The organism is Streptomyces sp. NPDC043853, from assembly GCF_056436025.1.
In genome coordinates this window covers 526,262-544,541 of the sequence record NZ_JBWKDJ010000003.1, presented here as the reverse complement: position 1 = coordinate 544,541, position 18,280 = coordinate 526,262, and the positions used below count along the sequence as shown (strand labels likewise).

The window sequence follows — 18,280 nt, the reverse complement described above, 5'->3', positions numbered from 1 at the left end:
GCCGCAGGTCTGGCCACCGGTGCCGGGACTCAGCCGCGCTTGGCCTGAGCCTTGTGGTGCAGGCCGCTCGTCTTCGCCGAGAGCGATTGCGCTACGTCTTTGACCGCGGCCTTGGCACGTGCCTCGGCCGCCGTGTTCTTCGCCATCGCCTGCTCTGAATCATGGTGGCCGGACTTCCCGGTACGAGCCTTCTTGGCCATGATCACTCCTCCTCGGAGAGCGCGGTGAACTCGACTCGGAGCTCTGGGGGCGTACACGTGCCACTCTCCCCCCGTTCGGCCCAGTCGGCATCCCGACAGAATGGGGGGCATGACCACCAACGACATGCCCGACTGGGAGAAGCGCTTCCGCGCTCCGCGCGTGGGCCTGCCCGAGTGGGCGGAAGACGCCCCGGACCGGTCGCTGTTCGTCTCGAACGCCACCGGCACCTACGAGCTCTATGCCTGGGACCGCGCCGAAGGCACCCGCCGGCAGGCCACCGACCGGCCCAACGGCACCACCGACGGCACCCTCTCCCCCGACGGCGAGTGGATCTGGTGGTTCTCCGACACCGATGGCGACGAGTTCGGCACCTGGGTCCGGCAGCCCTTCGCGGGCGGGCCGGACGAGCCCGCCACCCCCGGCCTCGCCCCCTCCTACCCGGCCGGCCTGGCCATCGGCCGCGACGGGACCGCCGTCGTCGGCCGCTCCACCGACGAGGACGGGACCACCGTCCACGTCACCCGCGCCGACGGCACGGCCCCCGTGGAGATCTACCGGCACCGCGAGTCGGCGGGCGTCGGGGACCTCTCGTACGACGGCACCCTGATCGCCCTGGAGCACACCGAGCACGGCGACGCCATGCACGCCTCGCTCCGGGTGGTCGCGCTCGACGGCAGCACGGTCGCGGAACTCGACGACACCAAGGGCGGCGCCGAGGAACTCGGCCTCGAAGTCCTCGGCTTCGCCCCGGTCGCCGGGGACACCCGGCTGCTGGTCGGCCACCAGCGGCGCGGCCGCTGGGAGCCGATGATCTGGGACGTGGCCACCGGCACCGAGACGGACCTGGCCCTCGACCTGCCGGGGGACGTCGGCGCGCAGTGGTACCCGGACGGCAGCGCCCTGCTGGTCGAGCACGGCTACGAGGCGCGCAGCGAGCTGTGGCGGTTCGACCCGGCCACCCGTGAGCTCGTCCGCGTCGACACCCCGCCGGGCACCGTGTCCGGGGCGACCGCCCGCCCCGACGGGACCGTCGAGTACCTGTGGTCCTCGGCGGCCGAGCCGTCCTCCGTGCGCTCGACCGCCGGCGGCATCGTGCTCGACGCGCCCGGCATGACCGCACCCGGCTCCGTGCCCGTCCAGGACGTCTGGGTCGATGGGCCTGGCGGGCGGATCCACGCGCTCGCGCAGCGTCCGGTGGGGCGCGGCGAGGGCCCGTTCCCGACGGTCTTCGAGATCCACGGCGGGCCGACCTGGCACGACAGTGACGCCTTCGCCGCCGCTCCGGCGGCCTGGCTCGACCACGGTTTCGCGGTGGTCCGGGTCAACTACCGGGGTTCCACCGGCTACGGCCGGGAATGGACGGACGCGCTCAAGCACCGGGTCGGCCTGATCGAGCTGGAGGACGTCTCGGCGGTCCGGGAGTGGGCGGTGGCCTCGGGCCTCGCCGACCCGGACCGGCTGGTGCTGTCCGGCGGGTCCTGGGGCGGCTACCTCACCCTCCTCGGCCTGGGTACCCGGCCCGGGGACTGGGCGGTCGGGCTGGCCGCCGTACCGGTCGCCGACTACGTGACGGCGTACCACGACGAGATGGAGGCCCTCAAGGCGCTGGACCGGACCCTGTTCGGCGGCACCCCGGAGGAGGTCCCGGACCGTTTCACCGCCTCGTCCCCGCTGACGTACGTGGACGCGGTCCGCGCCCCCGTGCACATCGCCGCCGGGGTCAACGACCCTCGCTGCCCGATCCGGCAGATCGACAACTACGTCGACCGGCTGGCCGCCCGGGGCGCGGTCCACGAGGTGTACCGCTACGACGCGGGGCACGGCTCGCTGGTGGTGGAGGAGCGGATCAAGCAGGTCCGGATGGAGATCGAGTTCGCCCTCCGGCACCTGGCGCCGTAGGGGCCGGCCGCGGGCCCGGTTTCCGCGCCGGTTTCCGCGCCCGGTTCCCGGGGGCCGGTCCGCGGTCCGCCCCGGGGGCCGGGCACCGGCGGCGGGCCCGTACGGTGGAGGGGTGCACCGCTTTCTGCTGACCCCGCGGTGGTGGGGGATCAACATCTTCGTCGTGCTGGCGGTCCCCTTCTGCCTGTTCATGGGGACCTGGCAGCTCGGCCGGTTCGAGGACCGCGTCGACACGCACCGGGAGGCCACCTCCGCCCGGCCCGAGGCGGAGGCGGCGGCGCCGCTGGACTCGCTGCTGCCGGTGGACAAGGTGACCTCCGGACGGCTCGCGTCCGCTTCGGGCGAGTACGCGGAACAGTTCCTGGTGCCCGAGCGGCGGCTGGACGGGAAGTCCGGCTTCTACGTGCTGACCCTGCTGCGGACCGACGGCGGCCGGACCCTGCCGGTGGTGCGCGGCTGGCTGCCGGGCGCGGCGGACGCCGGCCGGGCCCCCGCCCCGCCGGCCGGCCGGGTCCAGGTCACCGGCGCGCTGCAGGCCCCGGAGAACTCCGGCACGGAGGGGGTGCACGCCTCCGGCGGTCTGCCGGCCGGGCAGCTCGGGGTGATCGGGGCGGCGTCCCTGGTGAACCTGGTGCCGTACGAGCTGTACGACGCCTGGGTGACCGTGCAGACCGGCACGGACGGCATGACCCCGGTCCCGGCAGCGGCTCCGGCCGACACCGGGCTGGACCTGAAGGCGTTCCAGAACCTCGGCTACACCGGCGAGTGGTTCGTCTTCTCCGCCTTCGTGCTGTTCATGTGGTTCCGGCTCTACCGCCGCGAGGTGGAGGCCATTCGCGACGCGGAGGCCGGCCTGGACGGACCCGAGCCGTCCGCGGGGACGGCCGGGACCGCCGTGGCGGCCCCGGCCGGAGTGACGACCGCGGCCACGGCTACGCGACCGGAATGACGCCCGTCCGGTAGACGGTCCCGGTGCCGCAGGCCGACGGGATCGTCGTCTTGCTCTCGGTTGCCCCCGGCTGCGCCGTGTGGCTGACCGAGAGGCCCTCACCGTTCTGCCCGTTCAGGGTGTCCGCGCCGGCCGTGCCGTCCGCGCTGCCGTCCGGCCCGGTGCCGGTCGATCCGGTCGAGTTCGGCGTCCCCGAGGGGCAGGGGTCCTCGTTGGGCACCCATGCGAACTGCACCTCGTAGGCCGTGTTCGGCGGGAGCATGAGCGACTCGGCCGAGGACGACGGCGGGGTCAGTCCGGACGCGGGGTCGCTGTCGGTGTGGCGCACCACCGGAACCGTCCCCTGGCTGCCGGAGCCGGCCGTCACCGCGGTGACCACACCCGCCCCGTTCACCACACAGCCCTGGGAGGACACGTTGGTGACGCGGAAGGAGCCGTACACCTTCCCGTCCGCGTCGGGGGTCTGGGATTCCGCGACGGTGCCCAGCTGGTTCGGCCGGCACGCCGGGGCCGGCGGGGCCGAGGCCGGCGGCAACGGGCCGGTCTTGCCCTTCGAGGGCTTGCCCGCGGAGGGATCGCCGCCGGTCGCCGTACCCGAGGTACCGACGTCCGGGGTGTGCGGCTGCTGACTGGTCACGGGCTCCGGCTTCCCCGGTTGGGGGCTGCCCTTGCCCCTGCCCGGCGACTTCGAGGCCTTGCCCTTGCCGCCGCCCGGCTTGGCGAGGTTCGGGTCGCCGCCGCCGGTGTCGCCGTCGGTGCCCTGGCCGTGGCCCGCGACGGTCTTCGTGCCCTGGGAGGAGTCCGGGCCCCCGGTGAGCTGCAGCACTGTGGGAATGCCCGCCCCGGCCAGCACCACCGCGACCGCCGCGCCGATCATGGCCCGTCGCTTGCGGGCCCGGCGCCGCGGTACCGCGTACCGCAACCGGTCCAGCGCGCCGTCGGACGGTTCGAGACTGCTGACCGCTCCGTGGAAGAGGCTGCGCAGCTCGGCTTCCGCCGAGTTGTCGGGGATGTTCGGTTCCGTCACGTCTGGGCCTCCATCGCCACCCGCAGCGCGGCAATGCCCCGCGATCCGTACGCCTTCACCGAGCCCAGGGATATGCCCAGCGTCTCGGCCACCTGTGCCTCGGTCATGTCTGCGAAGTAGCGCAGTACCAGGACCTCGCGCTGCCGGCGCTGGATCCCGCGCATCGCCTTGATCAGGTCCTCCCGCTCCAGCTGGTCGTACGCCCCCTCCTCCGCGCTCGCCATGTCCGGCATCGGCTTGGAGAGCAGCTTGAGACCGAGGATGCGGCGGCGCAGCGTGGAGCGCGAGAGGTTGACCACGGTCTGGCGGAGGTACGCCAGGGTCTTCTCCCGGTCGCGCACCCTGTTGCGGGCCGAGTGGACGCGGATGAAGGCCTCCTGGACCACGTCCTCGCAGGAGGCGGTGTCGTCGAGGAGCAGCGCGGCCAGTCCGAGGAGGGACCGGTAGTGCGTCCGGTAGGTCTCCGTCAGGTGGTCGACCGTGGTGCCCGCGACGACCTCTCCGTCGGCCGGGACGGGTGCCGCCCTGCCGGCGTTCCCGGAGGCGGGGGCGCCGACGGCGCCCTCCGCGCTGTCTCTGGGAGACGGCACGCGGCCGCCGCGGGTGGTCGGTGAGCCGGCCGTCTTGTCTGGCACGATCACCGGCGACCCACCGGGGCCGGGGATGCGTGAGCGCCGGCGCGGCGGAACGATTCCGGTGCGCGCCGGGACAACGGCGAAGTCGAGTAGTGCCTCTGCCACGCCAGTTGGACGCGCGTCCCCCCGTCAGGGTTGTACGCGCGAGGCATACTCAACAGCAATTCACCCATTGCCCTCATGCGTACCCGCTCTTCCCGAATGCCCCGTTTCTCCAGGTGGCAGTCGGGCCATCACCTTGATCAAGGGATCGGTGATGATCCTACAAAGCGATTTACGCGAATTCACCCACGATCAGCTCCGCGATCTGAGCGGCATTCAGAGCGGCCCCTTTGCGCAAATTGTCCGCGCAGACGAAGAACTCCAACACGTACGGATCGTCCAGCGAGGACCTCAACCGGCCCACCCAGGCCGGATCGGTCCCCGCCGCGTCCGCGGGGGTGGGGAACTCGCCCGCCGCCGGATCGTCGACCACCACCACCCCCGGAGCGGTCTCCAGGACCTCACGCGCCTCGGCCGCCGCCACCGGCTCCGCGAACCGGGCCCGGACGGTCAGCGAATGCCCCGTCACCACCGGCACCTGGACGCAGGTGACGGAGACCGGGAGCGCGGGCAGCCCCAGGATGCGGCGGGTCTCGGCGCGCACCGCGAGCTCGTGCGAGGACCAGCCGTCCTCCCGCAGCTCGCCCGACCAGGGCACCACATTGAGGGCCAGCGGGGCCGCGAACGGGCCGGTGTCCTCGCCCACGGCCCGGCGCACGTCCCCGGGCGCCTCGCCCAGAGCGGTGCCGGCGACCACCGACAGCTGGCGGCGCAGCGCCTCGGCGCCGGCCCGCCCGGCGCCGCCCGCCGCCTGGTACGAGGAGACGGTCAGCCCGGTGAGGGAGAACGCGGCGTGCAGCGCGCCCACCGCGGCGATCATCGCGGCGGTGACGCAGTCCGGACCGGCGACGATCCCGCGCGGCCGGATCCGCGCCGCGTGGGCGTTGACCTCCGGCACCACCAGGGGCACCTCGGGGTCCAGCCGGAACGCGGCGGAGGTGTCGACGGCCACCGCGCCGCGCGCGGTCACCGCCGGGGCCCAGCGGGCGGAGACCTCCGCCGGGGTCAGGAAAACGACGACGTCGCCCTGCCCGAGGCCGTCGAAGGCGTCATCGGACAGGGCGAGCACCTCGGTCTCCTCCCCGCGGACGGCCAGCATGCGGCCGGCCGAGCGCGCGGAGGCGATCAGGCGTACGGCGCCCCAGAGATCCGCCCGGGTGGGCAGGATCCGGAGCAAAACGGATCCGACAGCTCCGGTCGCTCCCACCACGGCGAGCGCCGGGCGGGAGGACCGGTCGGCGGTCATCGTCCGGTGCCTCCGTAGACGACGGCCTCGTCGCTGTCGGAGTCCAGGCCGAAGGCCGTGTGCACGGCGATGACGGCGGCGTTCACGTCGTCCTGGCGGGTGACCACCGAGATGCGGATCTCCGAGGTGGAGATCAGCTCGATGTTGACGCCCGCGTCGGACAGCGCCTTGAAGAAGTCGGCGGTGACGCCCGGGTTGGTCTTCATGCCCGCGCCGACCAGGGAGATCTTGCCGATCTGGTCGTCGTAGCGGAGCGAGTCGAAGCCGATGGCCGTCTTCGCCTTCTCCAGCGCGTCGATGGCCTTGTGGCCCTCGGTCTTGGGGAGGGTGAAGGAGATGTCCGTCAGACCGGTCGCCGCGGCGGACACGTTCTGCACGATCATGTCGATGTTGATCTCGGCGTCCGCGATGGCACGGAAGATCGCCGCGGCCTCGCCCGGCTTGTCCGGAACCCCGACGACCGTGATCTTGGCTTCGGAGACGTCGTGGGCGACTCCGGAGATGATGGCGTGCTCCACCTGCTGGTCCCCTTGCGACTCGGGCTTCTCGTTGCTGACCCAGGTACCGGGAAGTCCGGAGAAGGACGACCGCACGTGGATCGGGATGTTGTAACGGCGCGCGTACTCCACGCAGCGGTGCAGCAGCACCTTGGAGCCGGAGGCGGCCAGCTCCAGCATGTCCTCGGAGGAGATCCAGTCGATCTTCCGGGCCTTCTTCACCACGCGCGGGTCGGCGGTGAACACGCCGTCGACGTCCGTGTAGATCTCACAGACCTCGGCGTCGAGCGCGGCGGCCAGCGCCACGGCGGTCGTGTCCGACCCGCCCCGACCGAGGGTGGTGATGTCCTTGGAGTCGGCGGACACGCCCTGGAAGCCGGCGACGATGGCGATGTTGCCCTCGTCCAGTGCGGTGCGGATCCGGCCCGGCGTGACATCGATGATGCGCGCTTTGTTGTGGACCGAGTCGGTGATGACGCCTGCCTGGCTGCCGGTGAACGACTGGGCCTCGTGGCCCAGGTTTTTGATCGCCATGGCCAGCAGGGCCATGGAGATCCGCTCTCCGGCGGTCAGCAGCATGTCGAACTCACGCCCGGCAGGCATCGGGGATACCTGCTCGGCGAGATCGATCAGCTCGTCCGTCGTGTCGCCCATCGCTGACACCACGACGACCACCTGGTGGCCGTTCTTCTTGGCATCGACGATCCGCTTGGCGACGCGCTTGATGCCCTCGGCATCGGCTACGGAGGAGCCTCCGTACTTCTGCACGACAAGGCCCACGTGCGCTCCTCGCTCAGTCCCTTACGTCCGCAGTCGGTACTGCGGCCGCGGGCCAGTCTATCGAGCGACCGGCATCCGACCTCGGCGTACCACATCATGAGACATATGGGGTCACCCGATGATCAGCCGGCGAAGTCCTTGAGCGCCTCGGTGGCCAGGGTCGCTTCGACGCCGTACGCCGGGCCGATGGTGTGCGACGCGGCCGGATCCCGGTGGATGTACCTCCTGCTGCCGCCCGGCACCTCGAAGGCGTACGCCTGGCCGCTGGGGGTGCAGCGGTCCGGGACCGGGCAGCGGACGGTGATCTGCGTCGGCGTCCCGGCGCTCGGCGGCAACACCTGGCCGCTCTCCTGGCAGTCCCGGCCCACCCGGGCCGTGCCCTTCGTCGACCCGGAGGCCCTGCATTCCGTTCCGGCGCCGGACGCCGTCACTCGAACGGCACGTTGACGCAGGCGAGCCGGTCCCCGGCGGTGCCGGCCACGCCCTGGCCGGTGTGGGTGACGTGCTCGTGGATCACCACGGAGCCCGCCGCGCCGGGCCGGATCCGCCAGTCCACGGTGGCGGCGCTGCTGCCGTCGCCGTTCCCGTTGGTCTGGAAGTCCAGCCACACCTCGTTGCGCGGGTTGGCGTAGGCGGGATCGGTGGAGGGCTGTTTGGGGTCCGCCTTGTCCTGGTAGTGCGGTCCGGCGTCGGCGGGGGCGGGGCCACATCGCTTCTGGTGGATGTGGGCGCCGAAGGTCCGGTTCGGCTGTGCCCCCTGGACCTTCAGCTCGACCTGGGTCCTGCCGTCGTTCTGGACCCGCTCGGTGACCTGGACCCGCGCCCCGACCGGTACGGCCGCGGCGTCGTAGGTCACCGCGGTGGGCGCGGCCGAGCCCCCGGGGGCTCGGAACGCCTCGTTCACCGTGACGTCCTGGGCGGGCAGTCCGCTCAGCGAGAGGACGGCGGCGAACGGGACGGCGAGCGCGGACACGAGGAAAGACATGACACGTCCCTCTCAGCAGGGCCTTGCGGATCTTCCCCCTCGTTCCACGCTAGCCACCCGGAGCCGTGTCCGCGCGGCGAGCGGTCAGGAGCGGGCCTGGCGGCGGCCGATGTTCCCGAGCTCCTGGACCATCACCGCGCCGGCCTGCTCGGCGAGGTCGTCCTCGCCGAGGTCCTCGTCGGTGTCCAGGCCGTCCAGCTCCTGGAGCGGCTGGTTCAGCCGTACGTGGGCCACCAGCGACTGGAGGGCGCGCAGGCAGGCGGAGGCGGTGGTGCCCCAGTTGGTGAAGTACGAGAACTGCCACCACCACAGCGCCTCGGTGGTACGGCCCGCCCGGTAGTGGGCCAGGCCGTGCCGCAGATCGGCGACCACGTCGGCGATGTCGTCGGAGATCCGGTGCGCGACCGGCGCCTTGCGCGGCTCGTACGGGTCGAAGACCTCGGAGTACACGTCGACCGGGTCCAGCATGTACGCGAACCGCTCCCGGAGCTCGTCCACGTCCGGCTCCGGTCCGAGGTCGGGCTCGTACCGCTCGTCGGGCAGCACGTCCTCGTACGCGCCCAGCCGCCCGCCCGCCAGCAGCAGCTGGGACACCTCCAGCAGCAGGAAGGGCACCGCGCTGTCCGGGTCCTCGCCCTTGGCCACCTCGGTGACGGCGACGATGAAGGACTCGATCTGGTCGGCGATCTGGACGGCGAAGTCGTCCGGATCCTGCGCCAGGGCGTGCAGCGTTGCGTCAGACATCAAGAAGTCGCCTTCCTTCAAAGGCCCGCCCGAGCGTGACCTCGTCCGCGTACTCCAGATCTCCTCCGACGGGGAGGCCGCTGGCCAGGCGGGTGACCTTGAGGCCCATGGGCTTGATCATCCGGGCGAGGTAGGTGGCGGTGGCCTCGCCCTCCAGGTTCGGGTCGGTGGCCAGGATCAGCTCGGTCACCGTGCCGTCCGCCAGCCGCGTCAGCAGCTCACGGATCCGCAGGTCGTCCGGGCCGACCCCCTCGATCGGGCTGATCGCCCCGCCGAGCACGTGGTACCTGCCCCGGAACTCGCGGGTCCGCTCGATCGCGACCACGTCCTTGGGCTCCTCCACGACGCAGATCACCGTGGTGTCGCGGCGCGGGTCACGGCAGACGGCGCACTGCTCCTCCTGCGCCACGTTGCCGCACACCGCGCAGAACCGGACCTTCTCCTTGACCTCCAGCAGGGCCTTCGCCAGCCGGCGCACGTCGGTGGGCTCGGCCTGCAGGATGTGGAAGGCGATCCGCTGCGCGCTCTTGGGCCCGACGCCGGGCAGCCTGCCCAGCTCGTCGATCAGGTCCTGGACCACGCCTTCGTACAACGGACTGCCTTCTTCCCGAGTGGATCAGTGGATCAGTGGATCTTGTGTCTGTGTGTCTGTCGGAACGGGGTCGGAGCGGGGTCAGAACGGGAGGCCGGGGATGCCCGAGCCGCCGCCGAGACCCTGCGCCAGCGGACCCAGCTTCTGCTGCTGGAGCTGCTGGGCATTCTCGTTGGCCGCCTGGACCGCCGCCACCACCAGGTCGGCGAGCGTCTCCGTGTCCTCCGGGTCCACCGCCTTCGGGTCGATCACCAGGGCCCTCAGCTCGCCGGAACCGGTCACCGTGGCCCTGACCAGACCGCCGCCGGACTGGCCCTCGACCTCGGCCGCCGCCAGGGCCTCCTGCGCCGCGGCGAGGTCCTGCTGCATCTTCTGGGCCTGCTGGAGCAGCTGCTGCATGTTGGGCTGGCCACCACCGGGGATCACGGTTCACTCCTGAGTTCTGCTGGTCCTGCTGCGTCATCGGTCAAACCGAGCCTACGGCTTCCCCGGCCCACGCGCCCTACGCCGTGAGGACCAACTCTTTCGAGTGAGAGACACTGCGCGCGGGTACCTGATCAAGACCTCCTTGCGGGCGGAAATCCCGGGAATCGTCGCCCACGGCCCGCCATTCGGAGGTAGGAAGAGCATGGACGAGCATGCGCACCATTGCGCACACGCGCACCACCACAGTCAGCGCAGGCAGAGGGAGTGCCGGGTGAGCCAGCCGGAGATGCAGCCCGAGGGCCCACCCCGGGATCCCCGGGAGGAAGGCAGCAGCGGGGCGAAGGCGGCGGGCGACCTGACCGGCCGGCCGTTCCCCCTCGGGGACTGGGGCGAGCCGGCGGAGCGGCTCGACGAGCTGTACCGGCGGGTCGAGGCCGACGCGCTGCGCACCTCGGAGTGGTACATGTCCGACCGGGCGTGGAAGCGGCGTGGGGCCCGGCTGCTGCGCGCCTGCGCGGCCCTCGGCGCGGTCGTGGGCGCCTCCATGCCGCTGCTGGAGCTGACCGGCTCGGCGCCCGGCGCGTCGGCGTACGGATACCTTTCCCTGCTGCTCGCCGGGGCCGCTCTGGCCTGCGACCGGTTCTTCGGGCTGACCTCCGGGTGGATGCGCGACGTGGCCACCGCCCAGGCGGTGCAGCGCCGGCTGCAGACCCTGCAGTTCGACTGGGCCTCGGAGAACGTGCGCGAGGTGCTCGGCCCGACCGAGGGGACCGCGAGCGAGGCGGCCGAGCGCTGCCTGACCGTGCTGCGCCGGTTCCAGGAGGACATCAGCGACCTGGTGCGGTCCGAGACGGCCGACTGGATGGTCGAGTTCCGTTCCGGACCGGCGCCGCTGCTGATGCAGTCCCTGCCGGCCGCCACCCCGCGCATCCCGGAGCCGGGCGGCCACGCGAGCCGCTTCCCGCTGCCTCCGGGGACCCGGCCGAACATGCCGAGACAGCGCCCGCCGGAGCAGCCCCGCTGACCGGCCGGCCGGTCTGTCCTGTTGAGCTGCCGGCCCGTTGATCCACTGATGTGCTGGCCCGCTGACCTTCTGGGCCGCTGACCGGCCGAACCTCCGGCGCCGGGTGGCCCCGGCACCGGGCGTCGCGCCGCTCAGCTGAAGATGATCATCGAGCCCTGTCCCAGGCTCCGGGTGGCGGCGGCGTGCAGGCCCAGCCACACGTGCCGCTCGCGCGCGAAGGGGCTGTCGTCGTACGGAATCGGACCCGCGGACTCCTCCAGGGAGGTCGCCCGTCCCGGCGGGGCCGGGGCCGCCGGCGGATTGGCCGGGTCGATACCGATCGCCGGTGCCACGAAGGCCAGCTCCCGCAGCAGGCCCTGCGCCGAGCCCAGCGGGCCTCCCCCGGCCAGCAGCTCCTCGTTCGCCAGCGGAACCGCGAAGTCCACCGGCACGTAGGCCCCGGCGTGGTCGTAGTGCCAGACCAGGTGCGACTCCTGGGCCGTGGCCTCGAACATCTCCAGGAGCTGCTCGTAGTCACCGCCGAGCTCGTCCACCGGGGTCACCGGCAGCCCGCAGATCTGCAGCAGGTAGGCCCGGCGCAGGAAGTGCAGGGCGTCGTAGTCGAAACCGGCCACCGGGGCCACGTCCCCCGACAGGCCAGGCATGTAGGCGAAGACCGGTACCGAGGGCAGCCCGGCCTCGCCGAGCGCCTTGTCGTAGGCGGCGATCTCTTCCGCGAAGGGGTTGTCGGGGCTGTGGCACAGCACGTCGACAAGGGGAACGAGCCACAGGTCACAGGCCACGCGGGCTCCGATCGGTCGTCGAGTCAGCCGTTCCGCTGGTCGGGCCAGCGTAGTCCGCCGAACACGCTCCGCGAAGGGGTCGGCCGCACCCAGTCGCCGGCACCCCGTTCGGCTCAGGCCGCGGGCCCGACCCCGCTCAGACCGCGGGCCCGACCCCGCTCGGGCCGCCGGACCGGGCCCCGGGCCTGCCCCCTGGCCGCGCCCCGGCCTCCACGAGCTGCGCGGCCCAGTCCAGGCCGCTCTGGTTGTACTCCTGGACCAGCCGGCGCGCCTCCTCCGCGTCGCCCCGGGTCACCGCGTCCAGCAGTCGGCTGTGCCCGCACCAGAGCCGGGTGCGCAGTTCCGGCTCACCCTGCAGGTACGGCACGGCGAAGACCCAGCACTGCACCCGGATCCGGTGCAGGAACTCGCTGATGTACTCGTTGCCGAGCAGTTCGCCCAGCTCCCGCCAGAACCGCAGGTCGTAGCCGATCAGGACCTCCAGCGAGCCGCTTTCCGCGGCCCGCTGCGCCTCCTCGGCCCGGCGGCGCACCGAGACCAGCCGCTCACCGCAGCCCGGACCGGTGCCGCGCTCGACCAGCTGCCGGAAGATCCCGTCCGCGATCAGCTTGCGCGCCTCGATCATGCCGCGGAAGTCCTCGACGGTGAACACCTTCACCCGGAAGCCGCGGTGCTGGACCGATTCGAGCAGCCCCTGGGCGGAGAGGTCCACCAGCGCCTCGCGCACCGGGGTCGCGGAGACCTCGTACTGTTCGGCGATCTCCTTGACCGTGAACTCCCTGCCCGCGTGCAGGCGTCCCGCCAGCACCTCGTCGCGCAGCGCGTCCGCGATCTGCCGGCGAAGGGTGTTGCGGGTGACAGCTCCGCTGCCTGGCATGGGGTCCGTCTCCTTTGCAGTGTTCCGGACACCTTAGGCCAGGCAGCGGTCGGGCCGTGTGGGGCTCAGGCGGAGGTGGTGTGCCGGTCGGCGACCGTGAGCGCCTCGTCGAGCAGCGCCAGGCCCTCCTTCGCCTCGGTCTCCGAGATGTTGCAGGCCGGGACCACGTGCGTCCGGTTCATGTTGACGAAGGGCCACAGGCCGGACTTCTTGCAGGCGGCGGCGAACTCGGCCATGGGGGCGTTGTCGGGCCCGGCCGCGTTGTACGGGACGAGCGGCTCGCGCGTCTCCTTGTCCCGTACGAGCTCCACCGCCCAGAAGGCACCGAGGCCGCGGACCTCGCCGACCGACGGGTGACGCTCGGCGAGTTCGGCGAGGCCGGGGCCGATGACGTCCTCGCCCAGGCGGGCGGCGTGCTCGACGATGCCCTCCTCGGCCATGGTGGTGATCGTCGCCACGGCGGCGGCGCAGGCCAGCGGGTGCCCGGAGTAGGTGAGGCCGCCGGGGTAGGGGCGGGTGGCGAAGGTCTCGGCGATCGCGGACGAGATGGCGACGCCGCCGAGCGGCACGTAGCCGCTGTTGACGCCCTTGGCGAAGGTGATGAGGTCCGGGGTGACGTCCCAGTGCTCGGCGGCGAACCACTTTCCGGTGCGGCCGAAGCCGGCCATGACCTCGTCGAGGACGAAGACGATGCCGTGGCGGTCGCAGAGCTCGCGTACGCCCGCGAGGTAGCCGGCCGGCGGGACCATGATCCCGGCGGTGCCCGGCACGGTCTCCAGGATGATCGCGGCGATGGACTGCGGGCCCTCGAAGGCGATGGTGTCGGCGAGGTGCGCGAGGGCGCGCTCGCACTCCTCGGCCTCGGTGGTCGCGTGGAACGGCGAGCGGTAGAGGAACGGGCCCCAGAAGTGCACGACACCGGCGGAGGCCGTGTCGGAGGGCCAGCGGCGGGGGTCGCCGGTGAGGTTGATGGCTGCGGCGGTGGCGCCGTGGTACGAGCGGTAGGTGCTGAGCACCTTCTGCCGGCCCGTGTGCAGACGGGCCATGCGAACGGCGTTCTCGACGGCCTCGGCACCGCCGTTGGTGAAGAAGATCTTGTCGAGGTCGCCGGGGGTGCGCTCGGCGATCAGGCGGGCGGCCTCGGAGCGGACGTCGACGGCGAAGCCGGGCGCGAGGGTGCAGAGCTTCGCGGCCTGCTCCTGGATCGCCGCGACGACCTTGGGGTGCTGGTGGCCGATGTTGGTGTTGACCAGCTGCGAGGAGAAGTCCAGGAAGCGGTTGCCGTCGTAGTCCCAGAAGTACGACCCCTCGGCCCCGGCGACGGCGAGCGGATCGATGAGGGCCTGGGCGGACCAGGAGTGGAAGACGTGCGCGCGGTCGGCGGCCTTGACGGCGGCGCCGGCGGCGGCATCGGCGGTGGCGGGCTGCGGGTGAGGGGTCATACGGGGAGGCTAGAAGTGTGCAGGTGGGAGGCGGTATCGGCGCCTTGTATGGCGGTGGCCGCCGGGCCTCGGCAGTCTGTCCGGCCGGATGCCCCTGCCGGGTGCGCTACGGATTGCCCCCTGCGGAAATTCATTGACAGCATGCTGCCGATATGACAGCCTACTGTCATACATCCTACGGGGATGCGTGGACGGGACGATGGAGGCGAACGGAATGACCAGCCCCATGAACACCAGCACCACCGGCACCACCAGCACTGGCGCTGGCGCTGGCGCTGGCACTGACACCGGCGTCGCTGACGCTGCGGGCGCCGCTGCCGCGCGCAAGCCGGTCCATCTCGCGGTGTACGACACGTACGCCGACTGGGAGACCGGCCACACCACGGCCCACCTGGCCCAGCGCGGCTGGGAGATCCGTACGGTCGCGCTCGACGCGGAGAAGCCGGTGGCGACCATGGCCGGCGTCCGCATCCAGCCCGACTCGGCGCTGGCCGACCTGGACCCGGCGGACTCCTCCCTGCTGATCCTCACGGGCGCCAGCCTGTGGGACACCGGCGACGCGCTGGCCCCGTTCGCGGCCAAGGCCCGGGAGTTCCTCGCCGCGGGCGTCCCGGTGGCGGCCATCTGCGGGGCGACGGCCGGGCTGGCCCGGGAGGGTCTGCTGGACGACCGCGCGCACACCAGCGCGGCCTCGTTCTACCTCGCGGAGACCGGATACGCGGGCGGCGAGCAGTACGTCGAGACCGACGCGGTGACCGACGGCGACCTGATCACGGCGGGTCCGACGGAGCCGGTGGCCTTCGCCCGCGAGGTGTTCGCCCGGCTGGGCGCGTACGGGCCGGAGGTCCGCGAGGCCTGGTACCGCCTGTTCCACGACTCGGACCCGAGCGCGTTCCCGGTGCTGATGGCGGCGGCGGAGAACGGTGAGGCCTGAGGTGTCCGAGGGGCTTGAGGGGCTTGAGGGGCTTGAGGTGACTGCAGAGCTGGGGGTTCCTGCGGAGCTTGCGGTGACTGCGGAGCTTGGGGTGCCTGCCGGGCGGCACCGGCAGGACCTGCTCAGTCGTACGGCGCTCGGGGTCTTCCGGCTGAACGGCCAGTTCCTGGCCGTGTCGGAGGAGCTGGCCCGCCCGGCCGGGCTGACCGCGGCCTGGTGGCAGGTGCTGGGTGCGGTCCTGAGCGAGCCGCTCCCGGTCGCCGGGATCGCCCGCGAGATGGGCATCACCCGGCAGAGCGTCCAGCGCGTCGCGGACCTGCTGGCCGAGCGAGGACTGGCCGAGTACGTCCCCAACCCCGCGCACCGGCGGGCCAAGCTGCTCCGCCCGACGGAGGCCGGCCGTGCGGCCGTCGGGCGGATCGGCCCTGGTCACGCCGCACTCGCGGCCCGACTGGCCGGGGAGCTGGGAGAGTCCGGTCTCGCCGAGACGGTCCGGGTCCTGGAACGGCTGTCCCGGGCGATGGACACGCTCGCGGCCGCCCCGGAGGGGACCCGGGCGACGCCCGGCGGCGGCAACCGGAACTGAACCGTCATCGTCCCTCTCGCTGCGGGCACCCGGAGCGGCCGACTATTCTCGGCCTGTTCGGCCTGCCCAGGGGGAGGGACACACGGCCATGGAGCAACTGCATCCGGGGGACCCGCATCGCATCGGTCCCTACCGCTTGCTGTCCCGGCTGGGCGCCGGCGGCATGGGACAGGTCTACCTGGCGCGGTCCGACCGCGGCCGCACCGTCGCGGTCAAGCTGGTGCACCACGACCTCGCGCGGCGCGAGGAGTTCCGCCGTCGCTTCCGCCAGGAAGTCTCCGCCGCCCGCCGCGTCGGCGGCGAATGGACCGCCCCCGTCCTCGACGCCGACACCGAGGCCGAGACGCCGTGGCTGGCCACCGGTTACGTCGCCGGAACCAGCCTCCGCCAGGTCGTCGCCCGGGACTTCGGCCCGCTGCCCACCCGGTCCGTGCGGATCCTCGCCGCCGGACTCGCGTACGCCCTGCAGGACATCCACGCGGCCGGGCTGATCCACCGCGACCTCAAGCCGTCCAACGTCATGCTCACCATCGACGGGCCCCGCGTCATCGACTTCGGGATCGCGCGCGCCCTGGAGGACACCGGATCGGCGGACGCCGGACTGACCCGGACCGGCGAACTCGTCGGGTCCCCCGGATTCATGGCGCCGGAGCAGCTCCGCGGCGAGGCCGTCACCCCCGCCTGCGACGTCTTCTGCCTGGGGGCCGTGCTCACGTACGCGGCGACCGGCGCGCTGCCGTTCGGCGACACGGAGACGGCGGGCGGGCTGGCCCCGCTGCTCCTCCGCATCACCGAGGCGGAACCGGACCTGAGTGCCGTTCCGGCGGAGCTCCGCGAGCTCGTCGCCGACTGCCTCCGCAAGGAGCCGGCGGACCGGCCCAGCCCGGCGGACGTACTGGCCCGGGTCGGCGCCGGCGACACCGTCGCCGACGGCAAGGCGCTGGAGCCGTGGCTTCCGGGCGCCCTGGTGGCCCAGCTCGGACGGCACGCCGTGGAACTGCTGGGGCGCGAGGACGCGGGTCCGGAACCGGCCGTCCCTGCCGGGGCGGCGGGGCCGGTGGCGGCGCACCCCGGGCAGGCCGACCGGCCGCCGCAGGACCCGCCCACGCTGGCCGCACCGCCCGGCCTGGCGGGCGGCGGCTTCCCGGCGGGTCCGGCCGGGCCCGCGGGCCCGCCTCCCGCGCTGCCCCCGGCGATGCCGGTGGCGCCCGTGCCTTCCGTGGCTCCTGCGGTGTACCCGAGCTACGGCCCGGCGCCGAGCTACGGGCCAGGGCCGGCGGGTCCGGCGTACTACTCCGCTCCCCCGCCCCCGCCGCCGGCCGCTCGGCCCCGCGCGGCCTCGACCGCCTTCCTGGTGGCCGTCGCCACCGTCGTGGCGGTGGCCGCCGGCGCCACCGTGTACGCCGTGATGAGCGCGGACGGGGACCGGGGCGCCGGGTCGAGCGCCTCCCCGAGTACCAGCGCCACCGCTCCCACGCAGTCCACGGGATCGGGCGGGGCCTCCGGGACCGCGGACCCCAAGGGCGGCTCGGGGTCCTCGGGCTCCTCGGGCTCCTCGGGCTCCTCGTCGGCCGCCTCGGGCGGCGGCACGGCGAGCCCCTCGACCCCCGCGGCCACCCCCGGGGGAATTCCGGCCGCCTACCTCGGGACCTGGACGACGCAAGCCGGCGCCTGGTCCTGGAAGCTGACGCTTTCCGAGGGCAAGGTCGGCGACTCCGTCATGCGCCTGGAGCTCCGCACCCCCGAATACGAATGCGGCTGGTCGGCGACCCTGCAATCGGCCGGTCCGCCCATCGAGCTGAGCCCGTCCGCCCTCACCTACGGCCCGACCCCCTGCGCACCGGGCGTGTGGAGCCGTATCACCCTGCAGGGTGATGGCAGTCTCATGCGCGAGCTGGTGGGCAGCGGGAGCGCACCCTTGGTCTACCGCCGCTGAATCCGGCAATTGTGTCGAAGTCAATAAGCCTGCAAGTGAAGCTTGTTGCCGGTGGAAAAGGCGCCGCAGACTGCGGCGCATGGAGCCGTTGGAAATAGTTGCGAGACTGTGGGAACGGATCGAGGCACGCGACTGGGACGGAGTTGCCAGTCTCGTGGCGGACGACGTGGTCATCGAATGGCCCGTCAGCGGTGAACGGATCGTCGGGCGCGACAACTTCATCGCGGTGAACAGGAACGAGCTGTACGCGGACGAGGCGCTGGGGGACGAGGCGCTGGGGGGCGATACGTACGCGGGCGAGGCGTACGGCGTCGAGGCCCACGGGGTCGAGGCGTACGCGGACGGATCGGCGGAGCGGTCCGTGCAGCTCCTGCGCATCCTCGCGGACGGGGAACTCGTCGTCACCGAGGTCGAGATGCCGCTGGACCACGTCGTCTACCGGGCCGTCTCGTGGTGGACCGTTCGCGACGGGGAGGTCGTCGAGGCCCGCGAGTACTGGACGACCCCCGGCCAGGACCCCGCGCCGAGCTGGCGGTCGGGATACGTCGAGCCCCTCTCAAGTAGCCCGCGTCATACCTGAGAGCTACGCGCAAAGGCGGCTCCACAGTGTGACGAC

The 18,280-nt window shown here is 72.6% G+C and carries 20 protein-coding genes; 7 read left to right on the top strand and 13 right to left on the bottom strand.

Annotation, left to right across the window (positions count from 1 at the left end; translation table 11 throughout):
• Positions 1-29: 29 nt before the first annotated feature.
• Positions 30-200: a hypothetical protein gene (locus tag AC067U_RS11340; protein ID WP_478829392.1), complete on the bottom strand. Its 171-nt coding sequence runs from the start codon at positions 198-200 to the stop codon at positions 30-32.
• A 109-nt stretch (positions 201-309) separates the two neighbouring features.
• Here AC067U_RS11340 and AC067U_RS11335 point away from each other — a divergent pair, with 109 nt between their 5' ends.
• Together AC067U_RS11335 and AC067U_RS11330 are read left to right on the top strand one after the other, a co-directional pair.
• Complete coding sequence (locus AC067U_RS11335; RefSeq protein ID WP_478829391.1) at positions 310-2,100, top strand: S9 family peptidase; 1,791 nt, start codon at positions 310-312, stop codon at positions 2,098-2,100.
• Positions 2,101-2,212: 112 nt separating this feature from the next.
• Entirely contained in the window at positions 2,213-3,049 is an 837-nt protein-coding gene (locus tag AC067U_RS11330) for an SURF1 family protein (protein WP_478829390.1), read from the top strand.
• Here AC067U_RS11330 and AC067U_RS11325 read toward each other — a convergent pair.
• The 9 genes from AC067U_RS11325 to AC067U_RS11285 form a co-directional block, all read right to left on the bottom strand.
• On the bottom strand, positions 3,033-4,076 hold the full coding sequence (locus AC067U_RS11325; RefSeq protein WP_478829389.1) for a hypothetical protein: 1,044 nt from the start codon (positions 4,074-4,076) through the stop codon (positions 3,033-3,035). The two genes, AC067U_RS11330 and AC067U_RS11325, sit on opposite strands and share 17 nt — an antisense overlap.
• Positions 4,073-4,741: a SigE family RNA polymerase sigma factor gene (locus AC067U_RS11320; RefSeq protein ID WP_478829588.1), complete on the bottom strand. Its 669-nt coding sequence runs from the start codon at positions 4,739-4,741 to the stop codon at positions 4,073-4,075. Before AC067U_RS11320 ends, AC067U_RS11325 begins: the two co-directional genes overlap by 4 nt.
• A 244-nt stretch (positions 4,742-4,985) precedes the next feature.
• Positions 4,986-6,059: an aspartate-semialdehyde dehydrogenase gene (locus AC067U_RS11315; protein ID WP_478829388.1), complete on the bottom strand. Its 1,074-nt coding sequence runs from the start codon at positions 6,057-6,059 to the stop codon at positions 4,986-4,988.
• On the bottom strand, positions 6,056-7,336 hold the full coding sequence (locus AC067U_RS11310) for an aspartate kinase (protein ID WP_478829387.1): 1,281 nt from the start codon (positions 7,334-7,336) through the stop codon (positions 6,056-6,058). The genes AC067U_RS11315 and AC067U_RS11310 overlap by 4 nt, the downstream gene beginning before the upstream one ends.
• Positions 7,337-7,458: 122 nt before the next feature.
• Positions 7,459-7,674 carry a hypothetical protein gene (locus tag AC067U_RS11305; RefSeq protein WP_478829386.1) on the bottom strand — a complete coding sequence of 72 codons (216 nt, stop codon included), beginning with the start codon at positions 7,672-7,674 and terminating at the stop codon, positions 7,459-7,461.
• A gap of 89 nt (positions 7,675-7,763) precedes the next feature.
• The gene (locus tag AC067U_RS11300) at positions 7,764-8,321 is read right to left on the bottom strand and encodes a superoxide dismutase family protein (RefSeq protein ID WP_478829385.1); all 558 of its coding nucleotides are present in this window, start codon (positions 8,319-8,321) and stop codon (positions 7,764-7,766) included.
• A gap of 84 nt (positions 8,322-8,405) precedes the next feature.
• The gene (locus tag AC067U_RS11295; RefSeq protein ID WP_478829384.1) at positions 8,406-9,065 is read right to left on the bottom strand and encodes a DUF5063 domain-containing protein; all 660 of its coding nucleotides are present in this window, start codon (positions 9,063-9,065) and stop codon (positions 8,406-8,408) included.
• A complete protein-coding gene (gene recR, locus AC067U_RS11290; protein ID WP_478829383.1) occupies positions 9,058-9,657 on the bottom strand; it encodes a recombination mediator RecR in 600 nt (199 codons plus the stop codon). Before recR ends, AC067U_RS11295 begins: the two co-directional genes overlap by 8 nt.
• Before the next feature lie 81 nt (positions 9,658-9,738).
• Positions 9,739-10,083 (bottom strand): YbaB/EbfC family nucleoid-associated protein, encoded by a 345-nt coding sequence (locus AC067U_RS11285; protein WP_365110881.1) that lies wholly within the window; start codon positions 10,081-10,083, stop codon positions 9,739-9,741.
• A 271-nt stretch (positions 10,084-10,354) separates the two neighbouring features.
• Between AC067U_RS11285 and AC067U_RS11280 the strand changes: the two genes are divergently transcribed.
• A complete protein-coding gene (locus AC067U_RS11280; protein ID WP_478829382.1) occupies positions 10,355-11,107 on the top strand; it encodes an SLATT domain-containing protein in 753 nt (250 codons plus the stop codon).
• A gap of 131 nt (positions 11,108-11,238) precedes the next feature.
• On the opposite strand, the gene AC067U_RS11275 is transcribed toward AC067U_RS11280, so the two are convergent.
• From AC067U_RS11275 to AC067U_RS11265, 3 genes are all read right to left on the bottom strand, one after another.
• Positions 11,239-11,889, bottom strand: a complete 651-nt coding sequence (locus AC067U_RS11275) for a hypothetical protein (protein WP_478829381.1) — start codon at positions 11,887-11,889, stop codon at positions 11,239-11,241.
• A 136-nt stretch (positions 11,890-12,025) separates the two neighbouring features.
• Positions 12,026-12,766, bottom strand: coding sequence for a GntR family transcriptional regulator (locus AC067U_RS11270; protein WP_478829380.1), 741 nt, complete (start codon positions 12,764-12,766; stop codon positions 12,026-12,028).
• Between the two features lie 65 nt (positions 12,767-12,831).
• The gene (locus AC067U_RS11265; RefSeq protein WP_478829379.1) at positions 12,832-14,208 is read right to left on the bottom strand and encodes an aminotransferase class III-fold pyridoxal phosphate-dependent enzyme; all 1,377 of its coding nucleotides are present in this window, start codon (positions 14,206-14,208) and stop codon (positions 12,832-12,834) included.
• A 214-nt stretch (positions 14,209-14,422) separates the two neighbouring features.
• On the opposite strand from AC067U_RS11265, the gene AC067U_RS11260 reads away from it, so the two are divergent.
• The 4 genes from AC067U_RS11260 (at position 14,423) to AC067U_RS11245 (ending at position 18,244) form a co-directional block, all read left to right on the top strand.
• Entirely contained in the window at positions 14,423-15,142 is a 720-nt protein-coding gene (locus tag AC067U_RS11260) for a DJ-1/PfpI family protein (protein ID WP_478829378.1), read from the top strand.
• A 73-nt stretch (positions 15,143-15,215) separates the two neighbouring features.
• The gene (locus AC067U_RS11255; protein WP_478829377.1) at positions 15,216-15,728 is read left to right on the top strand and encodes a MarR family winged helix-turn-helix transcriptional regulator; all 513 of its coding nucleotides are present in this window, start codon (positions 15,216-15,218) and stop codon (positions 15,726-15,728) included.
• Between the two features lie 88 nt (positions 15,729-15,816).
• Complete coding sequence (locus tag AC067U_RS11250; RefSeq protein WP_478829376.1) at positions 15,817-17,664, top strand: serine/threonine-protein kinase; 1,848 nt, start codon at positions 15,817-15,819, stop codon at positions 17,662-17,664.
• Positions 17,665-17,743: 79 nt separating this feature from the next.
• On the top strand, positions 17,744-18,244 hold the full coding sequence (locus tag AC067U_RS11245) for a nuclear transport factor 2 family protein (protein ID WP_478829375.1): 501 nt from the start codon (positions 17,744-17,746) through the stop codon (positions 18,242-18,244).
• The last annotated feature ends 36 nt before the right edge of the window (positions 18,245-18,280 follow it).